Source organism: Azospirillum sp. A29 (genome assembly GCF_042604625.1).
Classification (GTDB): domain Bacteria; phylum Pseudomonadota; class Alphaproteobacteria; order Azospirillales; family Azospirillaceae; genus Azospirillum; species Azospirillum palustre.
In genome coordinates, this window is the sequence record NZ_CP170469.1 from 105,273 (window position 1) to 128,200 (window position 22,928).

A 22,928-nucleotide genomic window follows, 5' to 3' on the forward strand; every position below is an offset into this window, starting at 1 on the left:
AAAATTCCCTAGGGAGGACCTGATGAACCGTTACGCCGTAACGGCGGCCGTCGCCGCCTGCCTGTTTGCCCACAGCCTGTCCCAGCCGGCGCTCGCGCAAAGTGCCGCCTACAGCGACGGCAAGATCAAGATCGGCATCCTGACCGACCTGTCGGGCCAGCTGTCCGACAGCACCGGGCAGGGGTCGATCGCCGCGGCGCAGATGGCGGTGGAGGATTTCGGCGGCGCCGTCAACGGCACGCCCATCGAGCTGATCTTCGCCGACCACCAGAACAAGGCCGACGTCGGCGCCTCGACGGCGCGGCGCTGGTACGACGTCGATCAGGTCGACGCCATCATGGACGTGCCGAACTCCGCCGTGGCGCTGGCGGTGCAGCAGATCACCAAGGAGAAGAACCGCGTCGCCATCTTCTCCTCGCCGGCCAGCTCCGACCTGACCGGCAAGGCCTGCACGCCGAACGGCATCCACTGGACCTACGACACCTATGCGCTGGCCCATGTGACCGGCGAAGCGGTGGTGGCCTCGGGCTTCGACAGCTGGTACTTCCTGACCTCCGACTATGCCTTCGGCCACGCGCTGGAGCGTGACACCGGCGCCGTCGTCGAAAGCCAGAAGGGCAAGGTGGTGGGAAGCGTCCGGATGCCGGCGAACAATGCCGACTTTTCCTCCTTCCTGCTCCAGGCCCAGGCGTCGCCGGCCAAGGTCGTGGCGCTCGCCACCGCCGGGGCCGACACCCAGAACGCCATCAAGCAGGCGGCGGAATTCGGGCTCGGCCAGTCGGGCAAGAACATCGTGGCGCTGCTGCTCGCCATCAGCGAGGTCCACGCGCTGGGCCTGCCGGCGACCCAGGGCATCATGCTGACGACGCCCTTCTACTGGGACATGGACGACGGGACACGCGCCTTCTCCAAACGCTTCTTCGAGAAGCGCAAGGCGATGCCGACCTTCTACCAGGCCGGCGTCTACGGCGCGGTCGGCCATTACCTGAAGGCGATCAAGGCCGCCGGAACCGACGCCGCTCCCACCGTCATGAAGACGATGAAGGAAACGCCGGTGAACGACTTCATGACGAAGAACGGCACGGTGCGCGAGGACGGCCGGGTGCTGCGCGACATGTATCTCTTCCAGGTCAAGACCCCGGCCGAGTCCAAGTCGCCCTGGGACTATTACAAGCTGGTCCGCAGCGTTCCCGCCGACCGTGCCTTCCGGCCGCTGTCGGAAAGCGACTGCCCCCTGGTCAAGAAGATGTAGGCGTCGCCCCAAGGGCTTCGCCCCGGACGATGCATAACCGATGGTAATGCCCCGCTTACATATATGAAGTTGAGCCGGAGGGCTGATTGCTTAGGATTCGCACCGAGTTCGCCGCATCACCTCCGGCGGCGGCACCTCCCACCCCTTACCGGACAGCATAACGATGGAGCGGATATCGGCCGCCGAAACCAGCCTGAGCGGGGGCGACCCGGCGACGGGTGAGATGGTGATGCGTGGGCATCGACTGCCCGATCTGATCGCCCGCTCCTATGAAGAGGTCGTGGCGATCCTGTGGGAAGCGGAGATCCCGGCACGGATGAGCCCGGATGCCCTGGCTGCGGCGAGATGCGACGCCTTTGCGCGGCTCTCTCCCCGCTTCGCGGCGATGCCGTCCGATCTCACCGTGATCGAGTGTCAGCGCTTCCTGCTGGCCTCGCTGCCGGGGGGCGCGATGACGCCGACGATGCTGGTGGCGGGCGCCGCCGTTGCCGCCGCTTCGGCCATCCGGCTGGTTCGTGGACAGGCCCCGGTGGCGCCGGACCGCTCCTTGCCGCATGCCGCCGATCTGCTGCGCATGATCCATGGTGCCGCCGTCGGCGAGGCGGAGACGCGGGCGCTGGACCGTTATCTGGTCGCGATGGTCGATCACGGTGTGAACGCCTCGACCTTCACCGCCCGCGTGGTCGCCTCGACCGGGGGCGGCCTGTCGGCCGCCGCGCTGGCGGCGCTGGGCGCGCTGGAAGGGCCGCTGCATGGCGGGGCGCCGGGGTTGGTCCTCGACATGCTGGACGCCATCGGCGAGGCGGATCTTGCGGAAAACTGGGTGACGGCGGCGCTCGACCGGGAGGAGCGGCTGATGGGCTTCGGGTCGCGGGCCTACCGCATCCGCGATCCTCGCGCGGACATCATGAAGGACAGCCTCCTGACGCTGCAGCGGTCCGGCGCGGGCCGGGCACCAGAGGGTCGGCTCGCCTTTGCCGAAGCCGTCGAGCGGACGGTTCTTTCGGTGATGGCGGCGCGCCGTCCCGAGCGGACCCTGCACACCAATGTGGAATTTTACGCCGCCCTGCTGCTGGAAGCGCTCGGTGTGCCGCGTGCCGGCTTCACACCCCTCTTCGCCGCCAGCCGCGCGGCCGGATGGGCGGCGCATGTGCGTGAACAGGAACGGACCGGACGCATGTTGCGACCGACGTCACGCTATGTCGGTCCGCTGTCGGCCGGCCGACCCAAGACCGGAAGAGAACAGGAATGACCAACGGACCCACCGACGACATCATCCTGGAAGCGCGTGGTCTGACGAAGGAGTTCAAGGGGTTCGTGGCGGTGAAGGAGGTGAACCTTCAGGTTCGCCGCGGCACCATCCACGCGCTGATCGGCCCGAACGGCGCCGGCAAGAGCACGGTGTTCAACCTGCTGACCAAGTTCCTGACGCCGACACGCGGCCAGATCCTCTACAAGGGCCGCGACATCACCCGCACCAAGCCGGCCGACATTGCGCTGATGGGGCTGGTCCGCTCCTTCCAGATCTCGGCCGTCTTCCCGCACCTGAGCGTGCTGGAGAATGTCCGCGTCGCGCTGCAACGGCCGCTCGGCACCAGCTTCCACTTCTGGAAGTCCGAATCGTCGCTCCACGACCTGCATGACCGGGCGCTGGAACTGATCGAGGCGGTGAACCTTTCCCCCTGGGCCGGCCACACCGCCGCCGAACTGCCCTATGGCCGCAAGCGCGCCCTGGAGATCGCCACCACCCTGGCGCTCGACCCGGAGGTGATGCTGCTCGACGAGCCGCTGGCCGGCATGGGCCATGAGGACATCGAGGGCACCGCCGCGCTGATCAAGCGCGTCGCCGCCGACCGCACCGTGCTGATGGTCGAGCACAATTTGTCGGTCGTCGCCCACCTGTCGGACACCATCACCGTTCTGCGCCGCGGCGAGATCCTGGCGGAGGGACCCTACGAGGTCGTCTCGAAGAACCCGCAGGTGATGGAAGCATATATGGGCACGGGGGGGACCGGACATGCCTGACGGGATGAACACCAAGACGGCCATGCTGGAGATCGCCGACCTGCACGGCTTCTATGGTGAGAGCCATGTGCTGCACGGCGTCAGCCTGGAGGTGCGGCAAGGCGAGGTGGTGACGCTGCTGGGCCGCAACGGCGCCGGCAAGACCTCTACCATGCGCGCCATCATGGGCATCATGGGCAAGCGCACCGGCTCGATCCGCTTCCAGGGGCAGCAGCTGATCGGCATGGCGCAGCACAAAATCCCGCGGTTGGGCATCGGCTATGTGCCGGAGGAGCGCGGCATCTTCTCAAGCCTCAGCGTGGACGAGAACCTGACGCTGCCGCCGGTGGTCAAGGAGGGCGGGATGACGGTCCCGCAGATCCACGAGCTGTTCCCCAACCTGAAGGGCCGCGGCTCGACCCAGGGCACTCGGCTGTCGGGCGGCGAGCAGCAGATGCTGGCGATCGCCCGCATCCTGCGCACCGGTGCCACCCTGATCCTGCTGGACGAGCCGACCGAGGGGCTGGCTCCGGTCATCATCGAGCAGATCGGCGTCGCGGTGCGGGCGCTCAAAGCACGCGGCTTCACCATCGTGCTGGTGGAGCAGAACTTCCGCTTCGCCGCCACCATCGCCGACCGCCATTACGTGATGGAGGAAGGCCATGTGGTCGACATGATCCCCAACGACCGGCTCCACGCCAACATGGACAAGCTGCACACCTATCTCGGCGTGTGAGCGGGAGAGGACCGTCCGATGTCGCACCTGTTCGGCATTCCGCCGCAAGCCCTGTTCGGCCAGCTTCTGCTCGGCCTGATCAACGGCTCCTTCTATGCGCTGCTCAGCCTGGGGCTGGCGGTGATCTTCGGCATGCTCAATGTCGTCAACATGGCGCACGGCGCCTTGTACATGGTCGGCGCCTTCGTGGCGTGGCTGCTGCTGACCTACCTGGGCGTCGGTTACTGGGGGGCGCTGGTGCTGGCGCCGCTGGCGGTCGGGGCGGTCGGGCTGGTGCTGGAGCGCACGATGCTGCGCCGGCTCTACAAGGTCGATCATCTCTATGGGTTGCTGCTGACCTTCGGGCTGGCACTGATCTTCGAGGGCGCCTTCCGCCACCAGTATGGCGTGTCGGGCCAGCCCTATCCGATCCCCGACCTGCTGAAGGGCGGCACCAACCTCGGCTTCATGTATCTGCCGACCTACCGGGGCTGGGTGGTGGCGGCGTCGCTGCTGGTGTGCCTGGGCACCTGGTTCGCCATCGAGCGGACGAAGCTGGGCGCCTATCTGCGGGCGGCGACGGAGAACCCGACGCTGGTGCAGGCCTTCGGCATCAACGTGCCGGTGATGGTGTCGCTGACCTACGGTTTCGGCGTGGCGCTGGCCGGACTGGCCGGCGTGCTGGCGGCGCCGATCTATCAGGTGTCGCCGCTGATGGGGTCGAACCTGATCATCGTGGTGTTCGCGGTGGTGGTCATCGGCGGCATGGGCTCGATCCTCGGCGCCATCGTCACCGGGCTCGGGCTGGGGCTGCTGGAGGGGCTGGCCAAGGTCTTCTACCCGGAAGCCTCGAACATCGTCGTGTTCGTGATCATGGCCGTGGTGCTGATGGTGAAGCCGGCCGGACTGTTCGGACGGGAGAGATAAGCCATGACCATGCAAACCAGGGACACACTGCACGAAGGTATCGTCATGTATGGCGGTTCGCCGAAGATCCTGCTGGCCGGAGCCGGGCTGCTTCTGGCAGTCCTGGCGCCCTATGCGCTCTATCCCGTGTTCCTGATGAAGGTGCTGTGCTTCGCGCTGTTCGCCTGCGCCTTCAACCTGCTGATCGGCTTCGCCGGCTTGCTTAGCTTCGGCCATGCCGCCTTCTTCGGCGGGGCCGCCTACATCGCCGCGCATGTGGTGAAGGAATGGGGATGGGCGCCGGAGTTCGGGCTGATCGCCGCCACCGCGGTCGCCGGGCTGATGGGGCTGGTCTTCGGGCTGATCGCCATCCGCCGCCAGGGCATCTATTTCGCCATGATCACGCTGGCGCTGAGCCAGATGGTGTTCTTCCTGGCGCTCCAGCTTCCCTTCACCCATGGCGAGGACGGCATCCAGGGCGTGCCGCGCGGCACCCTGTTCGGGCTGTTCGACCTCAGCCAGCCGCTGACCATGTACTACACCGTGCTGGCGATCTTCGTCGCCGGCTTCGCCCTGATCTGGCGCACGGTGCATTCGCCCTTCGGGCAGGTGCTGAAGGCGATCCGCGAGAACGAGCCGCGTGCGGTGTCGCTCGGCTACCGCACCGACCGCTACAAGCTGGTGGCCTTTGTGCTGTCGGCCTCTCTCGCCGGACTGGCCGGCGGCACCAAGGCGCTGGTGTTCCAGCTCGCCAGCCTGACCGACGTGACGTGGCAGATGTCGGGCGAGGTGGTGCTGATGACGCTGCTGGGCGGCATGGGCACTTTGTTCGGGCCGGTGGTCGGCGCCGGGCTGGTGGTGACGCTGGAAAGCTACCTCGCCGCGACCAGCCTGCCGGTGCCGGTGGTGATCGGCTGCATCTTCGTCGTCTGCGTGCTGGTCTTCCGCCGCGGCATCGTCGGCGAGCTGCTGCACCGTCTGCCCGGAAAGGGGAATCGCTGATGTCCCTCCATCGGGAGATCGACCGCTTCCTCGCCGACATCAGAGCCGCATAAAGGATACGATTCATGAAAGTCCTCGTCCCCGTTAAGCGAGTGGTCGACTACAACGTGAAGATCCGCGTCAAGGCGGATGGCAGCGGCGTCGAGACCGCCAACGTGAAGATGAGCATGAACCCCTTCGACGAGATCGCCGTCGAAGAAGCCGTGCGCCTGAAGGAAGCCGGCAAGGCGACCGAGATCGTGGTGGTGTCCGTCGGCCCGACCCAGGCCCAGGAAACGCTGCGCACGGCACTCGCCATGGGCGCCGACCGCGCCATCCTGGTGCAGACCGACGTGACGACCGAACCGCTGGCCGTCGCCAAGGTCCTCAAGGCGCTGGTCGAGAAGGAAGCGCCGGGGATGGTGATCCTCGGCAAGCAGGCCATCGATGACGACTGCAACCAGACCGGCCAGATGCTGGCGGCGCTGCTCGGCTGGGGCCAGGGCACCTTCGCCTCGAAGATCGCCGCCGGTGACGGCACGGTCGCGGTGACCCGCGAGATCGACGGCGGGCTGGAGACGGTGGAGCTGAAGCTGCCGGCGGTGGTGACCGCCGACCTGCGCCTGAACGAGCCGCGCTACGCCTCGCTGCCCAACATCATGAAGGCGAAGAAGAAGCCGCTGGAGACCATCACGCCGGACAGCCTGGGCGTCGACGTCACGCCGCGCCTGAAGACGGTGAAGGTCGCCGAGCCGCCGAAGCGTCAGGCCGGCATCAAGGTGCCGGACGTCGCCACCCTGGTGGACAAGCTCAAGACCGAAGCCCGCGTGATCTGAGGGGAATGAACTGACCATGGCCAACATTCTCGTCATCGCCGACCACGACGGCGCCTCGCTGAAGCCCGCCACGCTGAATGCCGTCACCGCTGCCGGCAAGATCGGCGGCGATGTCCATATCCTGGTCGCCGGCAAGGGCGCGCAGGCTGCTGCCGAGGCAGCCTCGAAGGTGGCCGGCGTCGCCAAGGTGCTGCTGGCCGACGATGCCGCCTACGAGCATCAGCTGCCGGAAGACGTCGCCCCGCTGGTGGTGTCCACCGTCACGGGCGGCGGCTACGGCCATGTGCTGGCCGGCGCCACCTCGGTCGGCAAGAACCTGCTGCCGCGCGTCGCGGCGCTGCTGGACGTCGCCGCCATCTCCGACATCACCGCCGTGCTGTCGGCGGACACCTTCGAGCGGCCGATCTACGCCGGCAACGCGATTGCCACCGTGCAGTCGGCCGATGCGGTGAAGGTGATCACCGTCCGCACCACCGCCTTCGAGACCGCAGCATCCGAAGGCGGTTCGGCCGCCGTCGAGGCGGTGTCGGGCGCCGGTGCCGCTGGGCTGTCGAGCTTCGTCTCGGCCGAGCTGACCAAGTCGGAGCGTCCGGAACTGACCGCCGCCCGCGTGGTGGTGTCGGGCGGGCGCGGCATGCAGTCGGGCGAGAATTTCCCGCTGCTGGAGGCGCTGGCCGACAAGCTGGGTGCCGCGGTCGGTGCGTCGCGCGCCGCCGTGGACGCGGGGTTCGTGCCGAACGACTATCAGGTCGGGCAAACCGGCAAGATCGTGGCGCCGGAGCTGTACATCGCCGTCGGCATCTCGGGGGCTATCCAGCACCTCGCCGGCATGAAGGACAGCAAGGTCATCGTCGCGATCAACAAGGATGAGGAAGCGCCCATCTTCCAGGTCGCCGATTACGGCCTCGTCGCGGACCTGTTCAAGGCCGTGCCGGAGCTGCAGCAGGCGCTGTGAGCGCGCAGCAACCGTTCAAAGCATAAGGGCGGCCTCCATCGGAAGGCCGCCCTTTCGCTTGGGGGAAATGCCCCTTACACCCGTTCCAGCAGCAGCGCGATGCCCTGGCCGACGCCGATGCACATGGTGCACAGGGCGTATCGGCCGCCGCGCAGCTCCAGTTCGATCAGCGCGGTGGTGGCCAGCCGCGCACCCGACATCCCCAGCGGATGGCCGAGCGCGATGGCGCCGCCGTTGGGGTTGACCCGCGGATCGTCATCCGCCGGTCCAAGCTCCCGCAGACAGGCAAGCCCCTGTGCGGCGAACGCTTCGTTCAACTCGATCACGTCGATGCGGTCGAGCGGCACGCCGGTGCGGTCGAGCAGGCGGCGAACCGCCGGGACCGGCCCGATGCCCATCGCGCGCGGCTCGACGCCGGCCACCGCCGCGCCGACAATGCGGGCACGCGGCGTGAGGCCATGACGCCTCGCCGCCGCCTCTCCGGCGACGATCAGCGCCGCCGCGCCGTCGTTGATGCCAGACGCGTTGCCGGCGGTCACGGTGCCGCCGGGCCGCACCACCGGCTTCAGCGCCGCAAGCTGGTCGAGCGTGGTATCGGGCCGCGGATGCTCGTCGGCCGTCACCTCGGCGATCGCCCCCTTGCGGCCGGCGACCGGCACGGCGACGATCTCCCGGGCGAAGCGTCCACGGCCCTGGGCGGCGCCGGCCCGCTGTTGCGAGCGCAGGGCGAAGGCGTCCTGGTCCTCGCGGGCGATGCCATAGCGCTCCGCCACCGTCTCGGCGGTTTCCGGCATGGTGTCCACGCCGTGCGACGCCGTCAGGCGCGGGTTGACGAAGCGCCAGCCCATCGTGGTGTCCTCCAGCCGCATCGCGCGGGAGAAGGCGCCGTCGGCCTTGCCCATGACGAAGGGCGCGCGCGACATGCTCTCCGCCCCGCCGGCCAGGAGCAGGAATTGTTCGCCCGTGCGCACGCCGCGCGCCGCGAGTGCGATGGCGTCGAGCCCCGATCCGCACAGGCGATTCACCGTGGTGCCGGGAACCGTCTCGGGCAGACCGGCAAGCAGGACCGCCATGCGTGCGATGTTGCGGTTGTCCTCTCCCGCCTGGTTGGCGCAGCCCAGGATCACGTCGTCGATTGCCGACGGATCGAGGGATGGGTTGCGGTCGAGCAATGCCCGCAGGGGGATAGCGGCGAGATCGTCGGCGCGCACCGGCGCCAGCGCGCCGGCGTAACGCCCGATGGGCGTGCGCACGGCGTCGCACAGGAATGCTTCGGTCATGGAGTGGGTCTTCCGCTACCCGCCGCCGCTGGAGCAGGACGGGCACTGTGTTGGGCAGGAGGATGGTGGCCGGTCGCGGCAGCGATGGATGCGGCCGGCCGTGTCCCCGACTATCGGAAGTCCGTCGGACTGCGGCAACTGACATAAACTTGCCGGGGCATAACCTGAGGTAATGTATGCGGCGCCGCGTTTCAGCCGGCCGCCACTTGCTCCAGCAGCCAGTTGCGCACCTTCGCGATGCGGGCGCGGTCCTGGTGATTGGGCGGCACCACGAAATAATAGCCGAGGTCGCGGCGCAGGGGCCGGTCGATTGGACAGACCAGGCTGCCGCTGCGCAGCTCGGTTTCCAGCATGGCGGGTTGGCCCATGGCGATGCCCAGGCCGTCCAGGGCGGCCTGATAGGTCAGCAGCGAGCTGGGGAACATCAGCGGCTCCTGCGTCTCCGCCATCGTCACGCCGGCCGCCTCCAGCCAGTCCGGCCAGTCCCGCCGCCGGTAGTGGGAATGCAGCAGCGGGTAGCGCAGCAGATCGGCCGGCGCCTTCACCGGCGGGCCGCCGGCCAGCAGGGCGGGGCTGCACACCGGCAGGATTTCGTCGGAAAACAGAAAGACCGAGTCCATGCCCTGCCAGTCGCCGGTGCCGAGCTGGATCGCCGCGTCGACGTTGTCGCGGGCGAAGTCGACCGGCGCCACCGCCGTCCGGGTGCGCAGCCGCAGATCGGGGTGGTTGGTCTGCAACTGCGGAAGGCGCCGCATCAGCCATTTCGCCATGAAGGTCGCATAGACCTGTAACTTCAGGGGAGCGGCGGCACGAGCGGACACCAGTTCGGACGTCGCCTCGGCGATGCAGCGGAAGGCCGGTGCGATCTGCGCCGCGTAGCGCTTGCCCTCGCTGGTCAGGGTCAGGCCGCGGGTCTCGCGGTGGAACAGCCGGACCCCCAGGTAATCCTCCAGCAGGGCGACCTGCCGGCTGACCGCCGGCTGGGTGACGCTCAGTTCCTCCGCCGCCTTGGTGAAGCTGCCGTGCCGTGCCGCGCATTCGAAGACGTGGAGCGGATTGAGCGGGGGAACCTGGCGCAAATCACGGTCCATTACATAAGGTTATATATGCCCAACAACTAGGAATTTGCCGCTTGTCCGTCAATGCGATTGATTGTCCGTAACGCAAATCGATAGCCCCGTCGGAGCCATGGACTTTCAACTCAACCAGGAACAGCGCGCCTTCGCCGACTCCGTGCGCCGCTTTGCCCGCGCCGAGCTGGCCGCCGACGCGCTGAAGCGCGCCCATTCCCCGGCCTTTCCCTGGGACGTGGCCGCGAAACTGTCGGAGATGGGGCTGCTGGGCATCACCATCCGCGAGGAGGATGGCGGCGTCGGCGGCACGCTGATGGACGCGGTGATCGCCATTCAGGAGTTGGCACTGGTCTGCCCCAAGAGCGCCGACGTCGTCCAGGCGGGCAATTTCGGGCCGATCCGCACTTTCGCCGAATATGCCAGCCCCGAGCAGAAGGAGCGCTGGCTGGGCGACCTGCTCGGCGGACGCAAGCTGCTGGCGCTGGGCATGAGCGAACCGGATGCCGGATCGGCCGTCACCGATCTGAAGACCAGCGCCCGCGAGGATGGCGACCATTATGTCATCAATGGGTCGAAGGTCTTTTCCACCCACAGCCCGGAAGCGACGCTGTTCCTGATCTATGTCCGCTTCGCCCCCGGCGTCGGCGGCATCGGTTCGGTGCTGATCGAACGCGGCACCCCCGGCTTCGCCGTCGGCCAGCCCTCCGCCTTCATGAGCGGAGAGGAATGGTGCCAGCTCTATTTCGAGGACTGCCGCATTCCCAAGGCGAATGTCCTGCTGGGGCCGGGCGGTTTCAAGAAGCAGATCGCCGGCTTCAACGTGGAGCGCATCGGCAACGCATCGCGGGCGCTGGCGCTGGGCCGCCATGCCTTCAACCTGGCCAAGGCGCATGCGGAGACGCGGATCCAGTTCGGCCGCCCCTTGTGCGAATTCCAGGGTCTGCAATGGAAATTCGCCGACATGGCGTTGAAGCTGGAGGGCGCGCAGCTGCTGCTCTACCGCGCCGCCACCAATGCCGACAACGGCCTGCCGTCGGCCTATGAGACCTCCATCGCCAAGCTGGCCTGCAACCTTGCCGGTTTCGAGGTCGCCAACGAGGCCCTGCAGATCATGGGCGGCACCGGCTACAGCCAGGAAGCGCTGGTCGAATATTGCGTGAAGCGGACGCGCGGCTGGATGATCGCCGGCGGCTCCATCGAGATTTTGAAGAACCGCATCGCCGAAGAGCTGTTCGAGCGCCGCTTCGATCAGCGCCCACCGCGGGAGAGCCGGTCGTGAGCGGCATCGCCCTTAAGGGCTGCACCGGCTCCGCCCTGGCCGAGGCCCTGCTGCGGCCGCGCACGGTGGCGCTGGTCGGGGTGTCGGACGACATCGCGAAGACCGCCGCCCGTCCGCTGCGCTTCCTGCGCCGTGCCGGATATGGCGGCGAGGTCTACAGCGTCAACCCCACCCGCGCCACCGTGCAGGGCGAGCCGGCCTTCGCATCGCTGTCGGCCCTGCCGGCACGGCCGGATCATGCCTTCATCCTGACCGGCACCGATGCGGCGATTGCCGCGCTGGAGGAGTGCGGGCGGCTGGGCGTCCCGGTCGCGACCATCCTGGCCGGCGGTTTCTCCGAGGCGGGCGGCGCCGGCATCGAGCGGGAAAAGCGGCTGGCCGAGATCGGCCGGTCCTATGGCGTGCGCGTGCTGGGTCCCTCCAGCATCGGCGTGGTCAATGTGCATGAGCGGCTGGTGCTGACCGCAAATGCCGCCTTCGCCGAACCCGACCTGCCGGAAGGCGGGGTGTTCGTCGCCTCGCACAGCGGAAGCCTGATCGGTGCGATGCTGTCGCGCGGCAAGGCGCGCGGCGTCGGTTTCGCAGGGCTGGTGTCGGTTGGCGGCGAGGTGGATTTGTCGGTCGGCGAGATCTGCGAGGCGACGCTCGACGATCCGAAGATCGGCGGCTATCTGCTGTTTTTGGAATCGATGCGCAACGCCGACACGCTCCGCCGCTTCGCCTTGGCGGCGGCGGAGCGCGGCAAGCCGGTGGCGGCCTACAAGCTGGGCCGTTCGGCGGAGGCGGCGGAACTGGCGGTCTCCCACACCGGCGCGCTGGCCGGGGAGGATGACGTCGCCGACACCTTCCTGCGCGATTGCGGAATCGCGCGGGTGGAATCCTTCGACGGGCTGCTGGAGATCATGCCGCTGCTCAACCGGATGCCGGTGAAATCGGTGCGGCACCCTGCTGTCGGCGTCGTCACCACCACCGGCGGCGGTGCGGCCATGGCCATCGACCAGCTTGCCATCCGCGGCGTGCGGGTCGCCGCCCCCAGCCCGGACACCGTACGCCGCCTTGCCGAGGTCGGGATCGTGGCAGGGGAGGGGCGGCTGGTCGATCTGACGCTTGCCGGCACCCGCTACGACGTAATGAAGGCCGCGCTGGGGGTGATGCAGACCGCGCCGGAATTCGATCTGGTGCTGGCGACGGTCGGTTCCTCCGCCCGCTTCCAGCCCGATCTGGCGGTGGCGCCGGTGATCGACAGCGCGCGGGAGCATGACAAACCGCTGGCCGCCTTCATCGTGCCGGAGGCGCCGGAAGCGCTGTTGCGCCTGAGCGCCGCCGGGGTGCCCTGTTTCCGCGCGCCGGAATCCTGCGGCGACGTGATCGCCGCCGCGTTCAACCGCCGGGTTCCCCGCCCCGAATTGGCGACCCTGTTGCCATCGGTTGCGCCGGGAGCCGGATCGGGTGCCGGGCGGACCGTCGACGAGGCCGAGGCCTACCGTCTCTTCGCCCGCGTCGGCGTTCCCCATGCGCCGGTCGCGGTGCTGACGGTCGGCGAACCGGTGCCGGAGCTTCCCTTCGCCTATCCGGTGGTCGCCAAGGTCCTGCACCCGGACATCGCCCACAAGACCGATGTCGGCGGCGTGGCGCTGAACATCGCCGATGCCGGCGCGCTGTCGACCGCCATGGCGGCGATCCGCGACCGGGTCGAGGCCGCGCGGCCGGGGGTGGGCGTGCGCAGGATCCTGGTCCAGCCGATGACCCGAGGCGTGGGCGAGGTGCTGGTCGGTCTGCGCCGCGACCCCCAGGCCGGGCCGGTGGTGATGCTGGCCGCCGGTGGCGTGCTGACCGAGATCTACCGCGACCGTGCCCTGCGGCTGGCTCCGGTGGACCGGGCCACCGCGCTGGAGATGATCGGCGAGGTGAAGGCGCTCCAGGCCCTGGCCGGTTATCGCGGCCGGACCGCGGGCGACCTCGGCGCCGTCGCCGATGCGCTGGTCGCCGTCTCCCGCCTTGCCGTGCTGGACGACGTGACCGTGCTGGAGGCGGAGATCAACCCGCTGATGGTGATGGCCGACGGGCAGGGGGCGGTGGCGGTCGACGCGCTGGTCCAACTCGCAACGGCGGATGTGCCCGCCCAATCCCAAGAAGACGACACCGAAACACGTTCCGGGAGGAACCGATGATGTCCAGGCCGGATGTGCTCTCACTGCCGGAGCTTGTGAACGCCAATGAACGGCTCGTCCATCGCGGCCGTTTCCTGACCGCGGCGATGCGGCTGGACATCGGCGCCGACGCCTATCTGATCTCCATCGACCGCGGGCGGATCGCCGAGGTTCGCAAGGGTCCGTTCGTCATGCCGTCCTGGACCTTCGGCCTGTCCTGTCCGGTCGATGCGCTGGAGCGCTTCTGGCAGCCGCTGCCGCCGCCGGGCTTCCACGACCTGTTCGCCCTGCTGCGGCGAGGCGACCTGACCCTGTCCGGCAACCTGCAACCCTTCATGGCCAACCTCCTCTACATCAAGGACGTGATGGCCAGCCTGCGCAGCCCGAAGGAAACCGCCTGATGCGTGCGACGATCGAATCCATCACCGGGCGTTACATGCGGCTGGATTACAAAGGCCGCGAACACCGGATCTATTTCGAAGAGGCGGGGCAGGGCATTCCGCTGGTCTGCCTGCACACCGCCGGTTCGGACGGCCGCCAGTTCCGCGGCATCCTGAACGACCCGCGCATCACCCGCGATTTCCGTGTCATCGCCTTCGACCTGCCCTGGCACGGCAAATCCTCGCCGCCCGCCGGCTGGCAGGACGGCGACTACCAGCTGACCAGCGCCGACTACACCGACATCATCCTGACCGTCTGCCGGGCGCTGGAGCTGGACCGGCCGGTGGCGATGGGCTGTTCCATCGGCGGGCGCATCGCGCTGCATCTGGCGATGGAGCATGCCGAGGAGTTCCGCGCCATCATCGGGCTGCAATCCTCGGCCCACGTCCATCCCTATTACGACACGACCTGGCTGCATCATCCGGACGTGCATGGCGGGGAGGTCTGTGCCGCCATCGCCGCCGGGCTGGTCGGGCCGAACGCGCCCGATGCCCACCGCTGGGAAACGGTGTGGCACTACATGCAGGGCGGTCCGGGCATCTTCAAGGGCGACCTCTATTTCTACAAGGTGGATGGCGACATCCGCCATCGGCTGAGCGAGATCGACACCAGCCGCTGCCCGCTCTATCTGCTGACCGGCGAATACGACTATTCCTGCTCTCCGGCCGACACGCTGGAGACCGCCGCCTGCATCCCCGGCGCCACCGTATCGATCATGCCGGGGCTGGGCCATTTCCCGATGAGCGAGGACCCGGAAGGCTTCGTCGTCCATCTGCTGCCGGTCCTGAGCGAGATCGCCCACCGCTGAGCCCCGCTCCGACGGCAGGCATCCACATCGCCGGCCGATTGCCGGCCGATTGCCGGCGCTTCGACAACAACCGGCCGCCGCCCGCAACGAAGGCGGCGGCCCACAGTTCCCTGGGGAGGGACCAATCATGCGCGCTATCACTGTTCGGGTGCCCGGTCTGCGGGCGCTGACCGCCACGGCCGTCGCGGCACTGACCATCGGACTGGCCGGCGGGGCGGCGGCCGAGATTTCCGGCAAGACGGTGAAGATCGGCGTCCTGACCGACATGTCCGGTCCCTATTCCGACAATGTCGGCGCCGGAGCCGTGCTGGCCGCCCAGATGGCGGCGGAGGATTTCGGCGGCAAGGTCAATGGCGCCGTGATCGAGATCGTCTCGGCCGACCACCAGAACAAGGCGGACGTAGGCTCGGGCATCGCCCGGCGCTGGTATGACGTCGAGGGCGTCGATGCGATCACCGAGGTGGTGTCGTCCGCCGTGGCCCTGTCGGTGCAGGGGCTCTCGCGCGAGAAGAACCGCATGTTCCTGGCGACCGGCCCCGGTACGCCGGACCTGACCGGCAAGGCCTGCTCGCCCGTCGGCGTGCATTGGGCCTACGACAACTACGCCCTGCCGACCGTCGCCACCACCGCGCTGGTCAAGCGCGGGTTGAAGGACTGGTATTTCCTGACCGCCGACTACAGCTTCGGCCACGCTCTGGAAGGCGAGGCGACCCGTGTGGTCAAGGCCAACGGCGGCACGGTGGTCGGGGCGGTGCGGGCGCCGCTCAACAGCGCTGACTTCTCCTCCTATCTGCTGCAGGCGCAGGCATCGACGGCCACCGTGGTCGGGCTGGCGAATGCCGGGGCCGACATGATCAATGCCGTCAAGCAGGCGAACGAGTTCGGCATCACCGCCGGCGGCAAGACGATGGCGGCGCTGCTGGTCAATTTGCCCGACATCCATGCCCTGGGGCTGGAGAGCGCACAGGGCCTGACCTTCGCCGAAAGCTTCTATTGGGACATGAACGACGAGACGCGGGCCTGGAGCAAGCGGTTCATGGAGCGTTTCAACGGCCGGGCGCCCGGCGGTTTGCAGGCGGCGGTCTATGGCGCCGTCACCCATTATCTGAAGGCGATCCAGGCCATCGACAGCGACGACGCCACCAGGGTGGCCGAACAGATGCGCAAGACTCCGATCGACGACTTCTACACCAAAAACGGCTCCATCCGTCCCGACGGGCGGGTGATCCGCGACATGTACCTGATGCAGGTGAAGAAGCCGTCGGAGTCCAAGGGCCCCTGGGACTATTACAAGGTCCTGGAGACGGTGCCCGGCGACAAGGCCTTCCGTCCGATGGACCAGGGCGGCTGCCCGCTGGTGGCGAAGTGACCGGCAGGCCGGCCAAAATGCTCGGCGACCGGTCCGGCGGAACGGTCCGGCTGGAGCGCGACGGCGGGGTGGCGGTGATCGTCATCGACAACCCGCCGGTCAACGCCGGGTCCACCGCCGTGCGGCGCGGGCTGCTCGACGCCGTCGCGACGGTCGCGGCCGATCCCGATCTGGAGGCGGCGGTGCTGATCGGCGCCGGCAAGACCTTCATCGCCGGCTCCGACCTGCGCGAGTTCGGCCAGCCGCTGGAGGAGCCGCAGCTTCCCGCCGTCATCGCCGCCATCGAGGCCTGCGCAAAGCCTGTGGTCGCCGCCCTGCATGGGGCGGCGCTGGGCGGCGGGTTCGAGCTGGCGCTGGGCTGCGATGCCCGCGTCGCGGCATCCGGCACGCGGGTGGGTTTGCCGGAGGTGACGCTGGGCATGATCCCCGGCGCCGGAGGCACCCAGCGCCTGCCGCGTCTGGTCGGCGCCTCCACCGCCATCGGTCTGATCTGCGAAGGCCGGCGGGTGTCCGCCGCCGACGCGCTGGCGCTCGGGCTGGTCGACGCGGTGGTGGAGGGGGCGGTGGCGGAGGGGGATGGCGCGCAGTCCTTGCGGGCATTGGCCATCGCCCATGCGCGGGGTCTCGCCGGGGCCAAGAATCGGGTGGCCGACCGCGGCGTCCCGGCCGAGCGGGCCGAGCGCATCGAGGCCGCGGCCAGCGCCGCCCTGCGCGCCGGCCGCGGGCGTCCTCCGGTGGTGGAAGCGATCCGGGCCGTCCGCGCCGCGGCCGAGCGGCCGCTGGACGAAGCGCTGGCGGAGGAGCGTGCGGTTTTCCAACGGCTGCGCCTGGAGACGGAAGCCTTCGCCCGCCGCCATCTGTTCTTCGCCGAGCGGGATTCGGCGCGCCTTCCCGAGTTGGAGGGCGTGGCGGCGCGGCGGCTGGAGCGGATCGGCGTGATCGGCGCCGGCACGATGGGGACCGGCATCGTCATCGCCGCGCTGGATTCCGGTCTGCCGGTGACGCTGCTGGAACGCGACGCGCAAGCGCTGGAGTGCGGGATGGCCCGGCTGCGCGACCACTATGCCCGCCGGGTGGATGGCGGGAAGATGAGCGCCGGGGAGGCTGGGAAGCGGCTCGCGGCGCTCGATCCCACCACCAGCATGGTGGCGCTCGCCACCGCCGATCTGGTGATCGAGGCGGTGTTCGAGGATCTCACCGTCAAGCAGGACCTTTTCCGCCGGCTGGATGCCGTGCTGGCGCCGGGGACGGTGCTGGCGTCGAACACCTCCTATCTGGATCTCGACGCCATCGCGGCGGCGACCGTTCGTCCGCAGGATGTGGTGGGTCTGCATTTCTTCAGCCCGGCCAACGTCATGCGTCTGCTGGAAGTGGTCCGCGGGGCGAAGACCGCGCCCGACGTTCTGGCGACCGGCATCGCTCTGGCGAAGCGGCTCGGCAAGCTCCCGGTGGTGGCGGGGAACGCCTTCGGCTTCATCGGCAATCGCATCTATGCCGCTTACCGCCGCCAATGCGAGTTCCTGATCGAGGAAGGGTCGCTTCCGGCGGATGTCGACGCGGCGCTGGAGCGGTTCGGCTTCGCCATGGGTCCGTTCGCGGTGGCCGACCTGTCGGGGCTGGACATTGCCTGGCGGATGCGCCGGCAGCAGGCCGCGACCCGTGATCCTGCGGCCCGTTACGTCGAGATTCCCGACCGGCTGTGCGAGGCCGGACGGTTCGGCCGCAAGACCGGCGCCGGCTATTACCGCTATCCGTCCGGCGCGAAGCGGGGCGAACCGGACCCGGAGGTGACCGCGCTGATCGAAGCGGCGTCGGCCGCCAAGGGCATCGCCCGCGCTGCAGTTTCCGACGAGGAGATCGTCACCCGCGTGCTGCTGACCATGGTCAACGAAGCCGCCTGTCTGTTGTCGGAGGGGGTTGCCGCCCGCGCGTCGGACATCGACCTCGTGCTGGTCAACGGCTATGGCTTCCCGGCCTGGGAGGGCGGGCCGCTGTTCTGGGCCGGCCGCCAGGATCCGGCATGGCTCGCAGCCGGGCTTGCGCGGCTGGGAGACCTCAGCGGACCGGGTTTCCGGCTCTGCGATCCGGGCGTGCTCCGCGCCGCCTGAGTCCATCGAACTTGGCTGTATAGAGGCGACGATGACGAACACCGCCTATCCTGACCTTCGCCTGTGGATCGGTGGGCGCTGGATCGAGGCCGGAGGCCGGACCGGCGAACCGGTGATCGACCCCGCGACCGGCGCGACGCTCGGACTGCTGCCCCACGCCGGTGCCGGCGACGTGGATGCGGCGGTCGCGGCGGCGGCCGATGGCTTCCGGCTCTGGCGGCGGACCAGCGCGGTCGAGCGGTCGGCGCTGTTGCGCCGCACGGCCGACCTGATGCGGGCGGACGCCGGCAGCTTCGCCGCCCTGATCGCGCTTGAGCTGGGCAAGCCGGTCGTCGAGGCGGTGCGCGAGGTCGAGACGGCGGCCGGCATGTTCGACTGGGCCGCGGAGGAATGCCGCCGGTCCTATGGTCGGATCATTCCGCCCCGCACGCCGGGCCACCGGCTGATGGCGCTGCGCGAGCCCGTCGGGCCGGTGGCGGCCTTCAGCGGCTGGAACGCCCCGGCGATCACGCCGGCGCGCAAGATCGCGGGCGCGCTGGGGGCGGGCTGCTCCATCGTGATCAAGCCGTCGGAAGGGACGCCGGCGTCCGCCCTCTTCATTGCCCGTGCGCTGGCCGAAGCCGGTCTGCCCGCCGGTGTTGCCAACATGCTGTTCGGCAATCCCGGTGCGGTGGCCGAGCGGCTGATGGAGGCGGAAGCCATCCGCATGGTGTCCTTCACCGGCTCGATCCCCGTCGGCAAGCATCTGGCCGCCCTGGCGACGCGGACAATGAAGCGCGGCGTCTTCGAACTGGGCGGCCACGCCCCGGTGCTGGTCTTTCCCGACGTGGACGTCGAGGCGGTGGCCCGCGGTGCGGCCGCCGCCAAGTTCCGCAGTTCCGGGCAGATCTGCACGTCGCCGACCCGCTTCTATGTGCATCACTCGATCCATGACCGCTTCGCCGCCGCCTTCGCCGAAGCGGCATCGGCGATCCGTGTCGGCGATCCCTTCGACAGCGCGACGCAGATGGGTCCGGTGCAGAACGCCCGCCGATTGGCGGCGGTCGAGGCGCTGGTGGAGGATGCCCGGCGGAATGGCGCGACGGTGGCGGCCGGCGGTGCCCGCATCGACCGGCCCGGCTTCTTCTATCGTCCGACGGTGCTGACCGGTGTCACCGACGCCTGCCGGGCGGCCAGCGAAGAGCCGTTCGGGCCGCTGGCGCTGGTTGCCTCCTTCCGCGATACCGACGAAGCGGTGGCATTGGCGAACCGCCTGTCGCTCGGGCTGGCGTCCTACGTCTTCACACGGGATCTTGCGCTCGCCGACCGGCTCGCGGCGGAGATCGAATGCGGCAATGTCGTGGTGAACCATTGGGTGGTGTCGCACCCGGAAACGCCCTTCGGCGGCATCAAGGACAGCGGCATCGGACTGGAAGGCGGCACCGAGGGGTTCCAGGCCTTCGAACAGGTGAAGTTCGTCAGCCAGGCCCCCCTCTGATCGGCCAGGAAACATCGGCGCGTCCGTGCGACAGGTTTGCGGGCTCGATCCGCCGTCGTGAAACGCCGTTGGGATCCGCCGTTGTGTCAGGCGGTTGGCAACATTGGGGGCGTCGCAGGGGTATCGGCCTTGTGCCTTCCCAGGTCCACGACGTCGCCGGGATGATCCTGCAGCAGGTGACGCTGCACCTTCTGTGTGGCGGTCTTCGGGATTTCCGTCCGCATCTCGACGAAGCGCGGAATCATGAAGGCCGGGATGCGGCCGGTCAGGAAAGCCGGCAGGTCCCGCGGGTCGAAGCCGGGACGGGGAACGATCACCGCCTTGATCTCCTCGCCGAGGATGTCGTCCTGCCCCCCGACGACGGCGCAGTCCTGAGCGGCCGCATTCGCGAGGATGGCCGGGTGTTGCGCGACATGTACCTGTTCGAGGTGAAGACCCCGGCGGACTCCAAGGGCAAATGGGACTATTACAAGCAGCTCGGCGTCATCGCCGCCGCCGCCGATGCCGCCCGCCGCGCCGCCCGTTACGCGCTTGCCCCCGAACGGGAGCGGTCCCGCGCCTCAATAAAGCGGGCCGGGACGAGGGCAATGCCCGCCCCGTCCCGCCATGCCGTCAGGAGGCAGGCGCCAGCGCCCTCGTGAACTGGGCCAGATTGTGGCGCATCATGTCGACGTAGGTCGCCGCCGGGCCGTCCGCCGCCGACAGCGCATCGGAATAGACCCGTCCGCCGATGCGCGCACCGGTCTCCCGTGTGATCTGCTCCAGCAGGCGCGGATCGGCAATGTTCTCGACGAAGACCGCCTTGATCTTCTCCATCTTGATCTGGCGGATCAGCTTGGCGATGTCGCCGGCCGCCGCCTCGGATTCGGTGGACATGCCGACAGGGGCGAGGAAGGTGACGCCGTAAGCCTTGCCGTAATAGCCGAAGGCATCGTGCGAGGTGACGATCTTGCGGCCCTTGCGCGGGATCGGCTTCAGCGCGGCCTTGATCTCCGACTCCACCGCGTCGAGCTTCGCCTTGAACGCGGCGTGGTTGGCGCGCAGGGCGGCGGCCTTGTCGGGAGCGGCGGCGACAAGGCCCTTGAGGATGTTGTCGGCATAGATCCTGGCGTTGGCGACCGACTGCCAGGCGTGCGGGTCGTGGGCGCCGTGATCGTGGCCGTGATCGTGGCCTTGGCCCTCATGGCCGGCCTCGTCATGCTCCTCCTCGCCGGCGATGGGCTTGACGCCTGTGCTGGTGACGGTGACCGGGCCCTTGTAGCCGGACGCCTTGACCAGCCTGTCGATCCAGCCCTCCATGCCCAGGCCGTTGACGACGACAAGCTTGGCGGTGCCGAGTGCACGCGCATCGGCGGGTGTCGGCTCATAGACATGGGCGTCGCCGTCGGGGCCGACCAGCGTCGTCACCGCGACCTCGTCGCCGCCGATCTGGCGGACCATGTCGCCGAGAATGGTGAAGGTGGCGACCACCTTCACCGGTTCGGCCATGGCGGGAAGCGCGAAAAGCGCCATCGCCATCGCCAGGGAAGCGGCGAATGAACGTTTCATCGGGAAGTCTCCTTGGAAAGAAGCACGGACATCAGGCCTCCAGATGCCGGCCGGGAAACCAGCGCGTCCGCAGGCTGCCGACCGGCCCCAGCGCCAGCGACAGCAGGTAGCCGGCCCCGGCGACCAGGACGATGGACGGCCCGGACGGCAGATTGAGGTGGAAGGACAGCAGCAGCCCGCCGATGCCGGACGCGAAGGCGAGCGCCATGGCAGTCAGCGCCAGCGTGGCGATGCCCTCGGCCCAGAAGCGCGCCGAGGCGGCCGGCAGCATCATCAGACCCACCGCCATCAGCGTGCCCAGCGCCTGGAAGCCGCCGACGAGGTTGAGGACCACCAGCACCAGGAAGACGAGGTGGCACAGCGCGCCCAGCCGTCCCCCTATGCCGCCGACCGCGCGCAGGAAGCCGGGATCGAAGCATTCCACGACGAGCGGGCGGTAGAGCAGGGCCAGCGTCAGCAGCGTGACGGTGGCGATGCCGGCGACCAGCAGCAAACCGGCATCGTCCACCGCCAGGATGGTGCCGAACAGCACATGCATCAGGTCGACGTTGCTGCCGCGCAGCGAGACGATCAGCACCCCGCCGGCCAGCGAGATCAGGTAGAAGGCGGCGAAGCTGGCGTCTTCGCGCAACGCCGTGACCCGCGACACCAGCCCGGCGAGCAGCGCCACCGCCAGCCCGGCGAGAAAGCCGCCGATGCTCATCGCCCACAAGGACAGGCCGGCGGCGAGAAAGCCGATGGCGGCGCCGGGCAGAACGGCATGGGACATGGCGTCGCCCATCAGGCTCATCCGCCGCAGCACCAGCAGAACCCCCACCGGTCCGCACCCGAGCGACAGCGCCAGACAGGCGGCGAGCGCCCGCCGCATGAAGCCGAACTCCAGGAAGGGGGCGGCGGCGAAGTCATAGAGGGTCATGATGCCGACCTCCGGCAAAGCGCGGCCTTGTCGTCCCAGGATTCCGCCATCGCACGGGCGCGGACGAGGTTGGCGGGAGCCAGCGCGTCGGTGGTTCGGCCCCAGGCGACCGGCTCGCGCGCCAGCAGAAGCGTGTCGGGGAAATGGCTGCGGACCTGCTCCAGGTCGTGCAGCACGGCGACCACGGTCCGCCGTTCGCCATGCCAGCGCCGCACGACCTCGAGCAGATCGGCGGTCGTCCTGGCATCGATGGCGGTGAAGGGCTCGTCGAGCAGGATCAGGCGGGCGTCCTGCAGCAGCAGGCGGGCGAACAGCACGCGCTGGAACTGGCCGGCCGACAGGGCGGCGATGGGGCGCCGCTCGAAGCCGGACAGGCCGACAGCGGCCAGCGCCTCCCCAGCCTGCCGCGTCAGGGCAGGCCCGATGGAGCGGAACAGACCGACGCGCCGCCAATGTCCGAGCAGGACGGTGTCGAGCACATCGATGGGAAAATCGCGTTCGATCTCGGCCTGCTGCGGCAGATAGGCAATGTCGGCGGCGGTCAGTCCGTGCAGCGTCACCCGGCCATCGAGGGGGCGCAACGCGCCGACGATTGCCTTGAGCAGGGTGCTCTTGCCGGCACCGTTCGGGCCGACCACGGCGGTGAGCGAACCCTCGCGGAAGCCGCCGGACAGGTGGTGGACCGCCGGATGACGCCGGTATCCCAGAGTGAGGTCGGTCAGGCGGATCAGCGGATTCGGCAGTGCGTCAGCGATGGTGGATGCCATGTCAGATCGTCCAGTCCAATGGCCAATCCAGCGCCCAATTCAGTGCCCAGGCGACCGTCAGCC

21 protein-coding genes are annotated in these 22,928 nt (G+C 68.8%); 15 read left to right on the top strand and 6 right to left on the bottom strand.

Annotated elements, in window-relative coordinates; translation table 11 throughout:
- Positions 1-22: 22 nt before the first annotated feature.
- From ABNQ38_RS34580 to ABNQ38_RS34615, 8 genes are all read left to right on the top strand, one after another.
- Entirely contained in the window at positions 23-1,252 is a 1,230-nt protein-coding gene (locus ABNQ38_RS34580; protein WP_377811393.1) for an ABC transporter substrate-binding protein, read from the top strand.
- Between the two features lie 163 nt (positions 1,253-1,415).
- The gene (locus ABNQ38_RS34585; protein WP_377811394.1) at positions 1,416-2,504 is read left to right on the top strand and encodes a citrate synthase; all 1,089 of its coding nucleotides are present in this window, start codon (positions 1,416-1,418) and stop codon (positions 2,502-2,504) included.
- On the top strand, positions 2,501-3,277 hold the full coding sequence (locus ABNQ38_RS34590) for an ABC transporter ATP-binding protein (RefSeq protein ID WP_377811395.1): 777 nt from the start codon (positions 2,501-2,503) through the stop codon (positions 3,275-3,277). Before ABNQ38_RS34585 ends, ABNQ38_RS34590 begins: the two co-directional genes overlap by 4 nt.
- A complete protein-coding gene (locus ABNQ38_RS34595; RefSeq protein WP_377811396.1) occupies positions 3,270-3,992 on the top strand; it encodes an ABC transporter ATP-binding protein in 723 nt (240 codons plus the stop codon). The genes ABNQ38_RS34590 and ABNQ38_RS34595 overlap by 8 nt, the downstream gene beginning before the upstream one ends.
- Positions 3,993-4,010: 18 nt before the next feature.
- Positions 4,011-4,898 (top strand): branched-chain amino acid ABC transporter permease, encoded by an 888-nt coding sequence (locus ABNQ38_RS34600; RefSeq protein ID WP_377811397.1) that lies wholly within the window; start codon positions 4,011-4,013, stop codon positions 4,896-4,898.
- A 9-nt stretch (positions 4,899-4,907) separates the two neighbouring features.
- Positions 4,908-5,879: a branched-chain amino acid ABC transporter permease gene (locus ABNQ38_RS34605; protein ID WP_377811454.1), complete on the top strand. Its 972-nt coding sequence runs from the start codon at positions 4,908-4,910 to the stop codon at positions 5,877-5,879.
- A 65-nt stretch (positions 5,880-5,944) separates the two neighbouring features.
- Entirely contained in the window at positions 5,945-6,694 is a 750-nt protein-coding gene (locus ABNQ38_RS34610; protein ID WP_377811398.1) for an electron transfer flavoprotein subunit beta/FixA family protein, read from the top strand.
- Positions 6,695-6,710: 16 nt separating this feature from the next.
- A complete protein-coding gene (locus ABNQ38_RS34615) occupies positions 6,711-7,649 on the top strand; it encodes an electron transfer flavoprotein subunit alpha/FixB family protein (RefSeq protein WP_377811399.1) in 939 nt (312 codons plus the stop codon).
- A gap of 74 nt (positions 7,650-7,723) precedes the next feature.
- On the opposite strand, the gene pcaF is transcribed toward ABNQ38_RS34615, so the two are convergent.
- Positions 7,724-8,929 (bottom strand): 3-oxoadipyl-CoA thiolase, encoded by a 1,206-nt coding sequence (gene pcaF / locus ABNQ38_RS34620; RefSeq protein WP_377811400.1) that lies wholly within the window; start codon positions 8,927-8,929, stop codon positions 7,724-7,726.
- Between the two features lie 191 nt (positions 8,930-9,120).
- Positions 9,121-10,008 (bottom strand): transcriptional regulator GcvA, encoded by an 888-nt coding sequence (gene gcvA, locus ABNQ38_RS34625; RefSeq protein WP_377811401.1) that lies wholly within the window; start codon positions 10,006-10,008, stop codon positions 9,121-9,123.
- Between the two features lie 109 nt (positions 10,009-10,117).
- On the opposite strand from gcvA, the gene ABNQ38_RS34630 reads away from it, so the two are divergent.
- The 7 genes from ABNQ38_RS34630 to ABNQ38_RS34660 all read left to right on the top strand — a co-directional run bounded on the left by ABNQ38_RS34630 (position 10,118) and on the right by ABNQ38_RS34660 (position 19,634).
- On the top strand, positions 10,118-11,281 hold the full coding sequence (locus tag ABNQ38_RS34630; protein WP_377811402.1) for an acyl-CoA dehydrogenase family protein: 1,164 nt from the start codon (positions 10,118-10,120) through the stop codon (positions 11,279-11,281).
- Between the two features lie 5 nt (positions 11,282-11,286).
- Positions 11,287-13,452, top strand: coding sequence for an acetate--CoA ligase family protein (locus tag ABNQ38_RS34635; protein ID WP_377811455.1), 2,166 nt, complete (start codon positions 11,287-11,289; stop codon positions 13,450-13,452).
- A complete protein-coding gene (locus ABNQ38_RS34640) occupies positions 13,449-13,832 on the top strand; it encodes a hypothetical protein (RefSeq protein ID WP_377811403.1) in 384 nt (127 codons plus the stop codon). Before ABNQ38_RS34635 ends, ABNQ38_RS34640 begins: the two co-directional genes overlap by 4 nt.
- On the top strand, positions 13,832-14,680 hold the full coding sequence (locus ABNQ38_RS34645) for an alpha/beta fold hydrolase (protein WP_109049251.1): 849 nt from the start codon (positions 13,832-13,834) through the stop codon (positions 14,678-14,680). The genes ABNQ38_RS34640 and ABNQ38_RS34645 overlap by 1 nt, the downstream gene beginning before the upstream one ends.
- A 127-nt stretch (positions 14,681-14,807) precedes the next feature.
- Positions 14,808-16,049, top strand: coding sequence for an ABC transporter substrate-binding protein (locus tag ABNQ38_RS34650; protein ID WP_377811404.1), 1,242 nt, complete (start codon positions 14,808-14,810; stop codon positions 16,047-16,049).
- Positions 16,050-16,066: 17 nt separating this feature from the next.
- Positions 16,067-18,157 (top strand): 3-hydroxyacyl-CoA dehydrogenase NAD-binding domain-containing protein, encoded by a 2,091-nt coding sequence (locus tag ABNQ38_RS34655; RefSeq protein WP_377811456.1) that lies wholly within the window; start codon positions 16,067-16,069, stop codon positions 18,155-18,157.
- A 31-nt stretch (positions 18,158-18,188) separates the two neighbouring features.
- Positions 18,189-19,634: an NAD-dependent succinate-semialdehyde dehydrogenase gene (locus tag ABNQ38_RS34660; protein WP_377811405.1), complete on the top strand. Its 1,446-nt coding sequence runs from the start codon at positions 18,189-18,191 to the stop codon at positions 19,632-19,634.
- An 86-nt stretch (positions 19,635-19,720) separates the two neighbouring features.
- On the opposite strand, the gene ABNQ38_RS34665 is transcribed toward ABNQ38_RS34660, so the two are convergent.
- From ABNQ38_RS34665 to ABNQ38_RS34680, 4 genes are all read right to left on the bottom strand, one after another.
- The gene (locus ABNQ38_RS34665) at positions 19,721-20,137 is read right to left on the bottom strand and encodes a hypothetical protein (RefSeq protein WP_377811457.1); all 417 of its coding nucleotides are present in this window, start codon (positions 20,135-20,137) and stop codon (positions 19,721-19,723) included.
- Positions 20,138-20,246: 109 nt separating this feature from the next.
- Positions 20,247-21,182, bottom strand: coding sequence for a metal ABC transporter solute-binding protein, Zn/Mn family (locus ABNQ38_RS34670; RefSeq protein ID WP_377811406.1), 936 nt, complete (start codon positions 21,180-21,182; stop codon positions 20,247-20,249).
- Between the two features lie 31 nt (positions 21,183-21,213).
- Entirely contained in the window at positions 21,214-22,098 is an 885-nt protein-coding gene (locus ABNQ38_RS34675; RefSeq protein ID WP_377811407.1) for a metal ABC transporter permease, read from the bottom strand.
- The gene (locus ABNQ38_RS34680) at positions 22,095-22,865 is read right to left on the bottom strand and encodes a metal ABC transporter ATP-binding protein (protein WP_377811408.1); all 771 of its coding nucleotides are present in this window, start codon (positions 22,863-22,865) and stop codon (positions 22,095-22,097) included. The genes ABNQ38_RS34675 and ABNQ38_RS34680 overlap by 4 nt, the downstream gene beginning before the upstream one ends.
- Positions 22,866-22,928: the final 63 nt, after the last annotated feature.

Bases quoted from the DNA above. Each gene is read 5' to 3' on its own strand.
- ABNQ38_RS34640 (WP_377811403.1), top strand. From the start codon at position 13,449: ATGATGTCCAGGCCGGATGTGCTCTCACTGCCGGAGCTTGTGAACGCC.
- ABNQ38_RS34680 (WP_377811408.1), bottom strand. From the start codon at position 22,865: ATGGCATCCACCATCGCTGACGCACTGCCGAATCCGCTGATCCGCCTG.
- ABNQ38_RS34630 (WP_377811402.1), top strand. From the start codon at position 10,118: ATGGACTTTCAACTCAACCAGGAACAGCGCGCCTTCGCCGACTCCGTG.
- ABNQ38_RS34615 (WP_377811399.1), top strand. From the start codon at position 6,711: ATGGCCAACATTCTCGTCATCGCCGACCACGACGGCGCCTCGCTGAAG.
- ABNQ38_RS34590 (WP_377811395.1), top strand. From the start codon at position 2,501: ATGACCAACGGACCCACCGACGACATCATCCTGGAAGCGCGTGGTCTG.
- ABNQ38_RS34610 (WP_377811398.1), top strand. From the start codon at position 5,945: ATGAAAGTCCTCGTCCCCGTTAAGCGAGTGGTCGACTACAACGTGAAG.
- ABNQ38_RS34600 (WP_377811397.1), top strand. From the start codon at position 4,011: ATGTCGCACCTGTTCGGCATTCCGCCGCAAGCCCTGTTCGGCCAGCTT.
- ABNQ38_RS34670 (WP_377811406.1), bottom strand. From the start codon at position 21,182: ATGAAACGTTCATTCGCCGCTTCCCTGGCGATGGCGATGGCGCTTTTC.
- ABNQ38_RS34660 (WP_377811405.1), top strand. From the start codon at position 18,189: ATGACGAACACCGCCTATCCTGACCTTCGCCTGTGGATCGGTGGGCGC.
- ABNQ38_RS34580 (WP_377811393.1), top strand. From the start codon at position 23: ATGAACCGTTACGCCGTAACGGCGGCCGTCGCCGCCTGCCTGTTTGCC.
- ABNQ38_RS34645 (WP_109049251.1), top strand. From the start codon at position 13,832: ATGCGTGCGACGATCGAATCCATCACCGGGCGTTACATGCGGCTGGAT.
- ABNQ38_RS34675 (WP_377811407.1), bottom strand. From the start codon at position 22,098: ATGACCCTCTATGACTTCGCCGCCGCCCCCTTCCTGGAGTTCGGCTTC.
- ABNQ38_RS34655 (WP_377811456.1), top strand. From the start codon at position 16,067: ATGCTCGGCGACCGGTCCGGCGGAACGGTCCGGCTGGAGCGCGACGGC.
- pcaF (WP_377811400.1), bottom strand. From the start codon at position 8,929: ATGACCGAAGCATTCCTGTGCGACGCCGTGCGCACGCCCATCGGGCGT.
- ABNQ38_RS34650 (WP_377811404.1), top strand. From the start codon at position 14,808: ATGCGCGCTATCACTGTTCGGGTGCCCGGTCTGCGGGCGCTGACCGCC.
- ABNQ38_RS34595 (WP_377811396.1), top strand. From the start codon at position 3,270: ATGCCTGACGGGATGAACACCAAGACGGCCATGCTGGAGATCGCCGAC.
- ABNQ38_RS34585 (WP_377811394.1), top strand. From the start codon at position 1,416: ATGGAGCGGATATCGGCCGCCGAAACCAGCCTGAGCGGGGGCGACCCG.
- ABNQ38_RS34605 (WP_377811454.1), top strand. From the start codon at position 4,908: ATGCAAACCAGGGACACACTGCACGAAGGTATCGTCATGTATGGCGGT.